8 protein-coding genes are annotated in these 5,206 nt (G+C 43.5%); all 8 read left to right on the top strand.

The features are described 5' to 3' along the window. Nucleotides 1-769, top strand: a 769-nt coding sequence (locus VJL_RS03635; protein WP_038875838.1) for a phage/plasmid replication protein, II/X family, incomplete at its 5' end; no start/stop codon positions are given. A 13-nt stretch (nucleotides 770-782) separates the two neighbouring features. Beyond that, the gene (locus tag VJL_RS03640; protein ID WP_227741115.1) at nucleotides 783-1,088 is read left to right on the top strand and encodes a hypothetical protein; all 306 of its coding nucleotides are present in this window, start codon (nucleotides 783-785) and stop codon (nucleotides 1,086-1,088) included. Between the two features lie 2 nt (nucleotides 1,089-1,090). Then, a complete protein-coding gene (locus tag VJL_RS30315) occupies nucleotides 1,091-1,321 on the top strand; it encodes a hypothetical protein (protein WP_081634904.1) in 231 nt (76 codons plus the stop codon). A 5-nt stretch (nucleotides 1,322-1,326) separates the two neighbouring features. Then, on the top strand, nucleotides 1,327-1,575 hold the full coding sequence (locus tag VJL_RS03645; protein WP_038875841.1) for a hypothetical protein: 249 nt from the start codon (nucleotides 1,327-1,329) through the stop codon (nucleotides 1,573-1,575). Nucleotides 1,576-1,746: 171 nt separating this feature from the next. After that, nucleotides 1,747-3,207, top strand: coding sequence for a hypothetical protein (locus VJL_RS03650; protein ID WP_227741116.1), 1,461 nt, complete (start codon nucleotides 1,747-1,749; stop codon nucleotides 3,205-3,207). A gap of 1 nt (nucleotide 3,208) precedes the next feature. Continuing rightward, a complete protein-coding gene (locus VJL_RS03655; RefSeq protein ID WP_038875844.1) occupies nucleotides 3,209-3,553 on the top strand; it encodes a DUF2523 family protein in 345 nt (114 codons plus the stop codon). Nucleotides 3,554-3,557: 4 nt separating this feature from the next. Then, nucleotides 3,558-4,946, top strand: a complete 1,389-nt coding sequence (locus VJL_RS03660; RefSeq protein WP_038875846.1) for a zonular occludens toxin domain-containing protein — start codon at nucleotides 3,558-3,560, stop codon at nucleotides 4,944-4,946. Beyond that, a complete protein-coding gene (locus VJL_RS29630) occupies nucleotides 4,946-5,104 on the top strand; it encodes a hypothetical protein (RefSeq protein ID WP_173400267.1) in 159 nt (52 codons plus the stop codon). The genes VJL_RS03660 and VJL_RS29630 overlap by 1 nt, the downstream gene beginning before the upstream one ends. Nucleotides 5,105-5,206 lie beyond the last annotated feature (102 nt).

The following is a 5,206-nucleotide window of genomic DNA, read 5'->3' on the forward strand; positions in this document are numbered from 1 at the left end:
CCTTTGGGAATTCTGCAAATGGGTTGAATTGTTCGAATTGGGTTCTAACGGTCAATCATTTTGTGAATGGGCTTGGAAGGACGCAAACAAATGCCTTCTAGAAGCGATTGAAGGATCCACTCTTACGGTAGTTAACGACCATAAAGTCATGCAACTGCTTCACGATCTATATGACACAACAGACAACAAAGGAAACGTAAGACAATCAAAAGCCTTTCGTCTGTTCCAACTCTATGACCGTTTGAAGCACAACACTTACAAACAGGTTAAAGAAACTATGTCTAAATCAAGCTTTCATCGAAACATCAACGATTTAATGTCGATTGGTTTTTCAAAAGATCAATTGCAAAACCTCCATATTGATGAGCAAGTGTCACTAGGAACGGTTATCCAATTCGACTTTGATAACCAATCGCCAGAGGATTATCAAGAACCTTCTTTTCAAGGTATTAAGACTGGTGCTGATTTACTTGCTTACCTGAAAGGCGAGGATCCTTCAACATCTGTTGCAGCTACAGAACTGGATCAGATTGAACAAGCACTTGAAAAAGTGGGTATGCCTCCTCTCTATGCACGTGCTCTCCAAGCTGGTCGAGAAGTCCGCCTAAACCAAAACAAATCCGTTTCCTTTGTTCTTTGGAACGATGGAACCTCAAACCTTGTCTTTCACAAACCTAACGATAAGAGCGTTAAGTTAGCACCGCCACAAAATCAACTCGACGCATCAAGTGGAAGAATGAGCTTCCAGCAGTGGTCGAGTAATGCTTAAAGGAGCAATCAATATGATGAACAAAATGAGAATTACTATTTACGCTTCAAACTTCGGTGATTATGAAACAGAAGACGGTCAGAAGGGCATTTTTGCCAATGTTCACACCCTGACTGATTACGCCTCAAATGGTAATAAATGTGGTTGTTCTCTTGGTAAAACTAACGTCGATACCTCTAATGATTTCGCGGTTTCAAAGCAAATTCAAATGGAGTTAGAGGCCAAAAAATCACCCGTTGATTTCATTGTTTCTTTTGGCCTTGGCGTCAGTCAGGGGAAAACCACTATGTTAATTAAATCCGTTGAGATACCTAAATAGTTATGTCTGTTTGCGTCACGGTTGTAAATCAGTATGGAAATTTGAAAGCAACTCAAACACCTGTTGAGCTTTGCGAAGATTACGTTCTGATTTCCTCTGTGGAGTATCAAGAATATAAGGAACCTGTCTTGTTCAACTCAGATTTGTTCCTGTATGTAAGTGGTGTCCTCCTTATCAATATGATAGTTGGTCACTGGTCTGGGCGAGTGGTTCGCCTGATGAGTAAAAGGTAATTATCATGAAAAAACTAGAGCTTGTTGTCTCTAATGTAAAAAATGCGGTAGTGAACAAAAAAACTGCGGTCGGCAGTGCTCTTACGCTTGCTTCCGTTTCTCCGGCCTTCGCTGAAACGCCAGATATTACAGGCGCTATCACTTCCGCTATTAGTGGTGGGCAGAGTAATGTTGCTTTGGTTGTTGCTGGTCTAATTGGTATGGCTGCACTTGGCTTTGGTGTGACTATGGTTGTTGGCTTCTTGCGTCGCTAACGGTTCGCCTCCATGCCTCCTTTATCTGGTAATTTACTTGGAGATGTTCTCGCTATCATTCTAGGTGTTGCCTTTGCGGGGGCATTTCTCCACGGCTTTGTGAGTGGCATCAATACTCACTAATCAGTTAATCAAGGGGGCTTTGGCTCCCTTTTTTATTGGTTTCAGACAATGATTCATTTTCTGCGCTTTTCTATTGCCCTTTTTGTTCTATGTTTCAGTAATTTAACGTTCGCTTTGGAAGCTTATGTCAGTTATAAGCAAATGACGGGCTGCGGCTCTAGGGGCGAATGGGTTGATCCTAATCAGGTGAACGCTTGTTTTATGAAGCATGATTATATTCGTTCATGCACATTTGAGAAGGTAACATATGCAAACGCTCGCTATCCTTATCAGACAGTTTGTGACAATTCGCTTGCTCTTTCTTATTCTGAGGTTCGTTGCCCAACAAACAGTGAATTCGATCCTTCGACATTGAAATGTAAATCTCAATGTGAATACGGCGCAAATCCAGACGGTACGTGTATGGATGCCTGCCAATTCAAACAGTCCATTGGCGATACCGTTAAACTCCATTGGCACCCTGCTGTTTATGGCGAGTTGGTTACTGGCGCTTGTTATGGTGACTACGGCGCGACTCGATGCGAAATGACCAAGAATGAATCCATCATTATTTGCACTGGCGTTCCTGACGGACAGTACACACCAGATTCTCAATGCTCTTTGAACTTTGCCTACACAGGTCGTCAATGCGACGGTGGTACCTTATTTTGGGGAGCCAATGGACCTGATGAACCTATTATTCCTCCTGAAGAACCAGAAGACCCAACCCATGAGCCAGATGATCCAACCGGAGAAATAGAAGATCCAAGTGTTCTCCCTGATGACTCGACGAATACCGTTGACCCTGGTGGTGTAGATGACGAGCCAGAAGTAGAAGAGCCTGAAACAGATGAATCGACAGATACGGCAGTTGTTTCCGCTATCCGTGGTTTAAATGAAGACATCAACAAGGGCATTCATGACCTGAACGTTGATATTAACGAATCCCAAGCGCACATAGCCAATGCGGTGATTGACGTCAAAGGCTCGCTTGTTGATAACACTCAGGCTATCCAAGAGCAGCAAATCAACGACAACAAGATATACGAAAATACTAAGTCGCTTATCCAGCAAGCAAATGGCGACATTACAACTGCGGTAAACAACAACACCAACGCAACGATTGGCGTTCGAAACGATTTACAAGGGCTAGGGGATTCTCTAGGCGACCTAGGCAGTAGTTTAGATTCCATTGAGGGCTTACTGACAGGCTCTGACTTCGGTACACCAACGGGCACACCTATTACTGGTGACATTTTTACGGCTGAGGACTTTTCTCTGCTGCAAACCCTGATTGATGGCAAGGGTGACACCATCCAAGGCTATGTGGATGACATTAAATCTTTGGTCAGTATCGGGACTGACTTTAATAACGGCACCTTGAGTGATAAGTCATTTTCAGTCAAGGGCACGACCGTCGAATCTGGTCTTCAACGCTTCGATTCTGTGTCTGGTTACGTTCGTCCAGTGGTTCTGTTTATCTGCACGTTAATCGCGCTCTGGGTGCTGTTTGGAAATAGGAGTAAATAATATGGAGTACATCTATTCTGCATTAGAGTTCATCGCCAACATCGCTCAAACCTTCCTAGATTTCTTTGATGTGGCAATAGGCTGGATTAAAAATGCGTTCGAATACGGTGCGTTGTTGTGCCTCTCGATATGGCTTGATATCAAAATATCTTCAATCCAATTAGCTCTGAAAATAGCGCAGTTACTTCTCGAAGAATATGGAGTCTATACCCTTGCTCAAGAACGTTTTAACTCTCTACCCTCAGACGTTCGTTACATCCTCACAGAATACGGCGTTACTTCTGGGCTTCGCATCATCTTTGATGCGTTCGCTACTTCTTTAGTCATGCGCTTCTTTAACTGGTGATTAAATGGCAACTTCATTTAGATATGGTCATGGCGGCTCTTACAAATCAGCGTGCGCCGTGTGGTTTGATTTACTTCCAGCACTTCGAGAAGGTCGCATCTGCATCACCAACATTCACGGTATGCAGCCCTTAGAAGTGATCGAGAAAAGGCTAGGAGAGAAGTTCCCTGATAGCGCTCGCCTTATTCGTATTAGTTCTCGCAATCCCGAAGGTTTTGAACTTTGGAAATACTTTTTTTGTTGGGCACCTATCGGCGCATTCATATTGATTGATGAGTGTCAGCAAATCTATTCGACGAATGCAGGCTTTAAGATGGCAAACATCCATAAGCGTCCGTTCTCTGATTTCGAATCGCAACTCCCTCAGGGCTTTTCTGAGCTATTTCATGCCCGTTGGTTAACGGTGGATACATCGACGTTAGACAATGGCGAGATAGACGACTGTCAACGCACCCGCTTTGATGAACAAGGTCGTATTATCTACCCTGAAAACTTTAACAATGCGTTCATGGAACACCGGCACTACAACTGGGATATTGTTTTGCTTACCCCTGATTTTGCTCAAATCCCCAAAGAACTAAAAGGCGTGGCGGAGCTGGCCAAGCAGCACAAAGGTAAAGACGGAATTTTTTTCTCTAACCGCAAACCTAGGATTTTGGAGCATGACCCGACCAGAACCGTGACAAAACCGAGTAAGGACGATGTGGTTTACAACTTAAAGGTTCCTCTCGATGTTCATTTGCTCTATGCATCAACCGTGACTGGGCAAATCACCAAAGCAGGGCTAGGGAAGAACATCTTCCTTAACCCTAAATTCTTAGCAGCTATGGCACTTGTCGTGCTTTCATTTGGGTATGTGATTTATGCGCTTATTGGTATGTTTTCTGATACTGAGGCGACGACTCAGGCAGGAACGCAGTCTCATCAAACTACGCAGCAAGCTGCGGTTTCGTCTTCTCAAAATCAAACAAGTACTAGTCAAACTTCTTCGACTGGTACTGTCATGGATTCTAGTCGTTCTGGCTGTTCGGGCGCTGGTTGCAGTGCTGGGTCTTATCATGACATAGGAACCGTTCCAGCTTGGTTCCCATTGGTTAACTCTGAAACGATCTATATTTCCGCTGTTGAGCGTTGGCACAAACCAACCTCAATACATGTCAATGTTCACTTTGAAGTGATCACACCAAGAGGAGTGACATACCTTGATGATGTCTTCCTAAACAAGCTTGGTATTCAAATGCAATATCTTGATGATTGCCTCGTGCAGCTATCAAGTGGAGAGTCAAATTTTTATGTGACGTGTTCGCCTTATGAGCAATACGCTCAAACCAAAGAGCCGTCAGACATTGAACTAACGCCAGTCGGCGGTCTTTTTTCAGGAGATGAAACTTAATGAACGAATACGTTACCCATGCTGAGCTTGTTGAGGCTATTGAACTGCTTACGCATATTTCGTTGTTAGACGCTTTTATTGCTGTCATGGTTTATGACTTGCTGCGTTATGGTATAAGTTGCTTGGTTGATTATTTAGATAGAAGGGAATTGAAATGATTGATTTGATTGTCGAGTATCGAGGTTTTTTATTGTTTGTTGGCTGTTGGGTTTTAGCTGTCGTTATCTATATTGCTCACAACCTTAAACCTACCGCACCTT

Origin of the sequence: Vibrio jasicida CAIM 1864 = LMG 25398, assembly GCF_000400365.1 — a bacterium.
GTDB lineage: Bacteria > Pseudomonadota > Gammaproteobacteria > Enterobacterales > Vibrionaceae > Vibrio > Vibrio jasicida.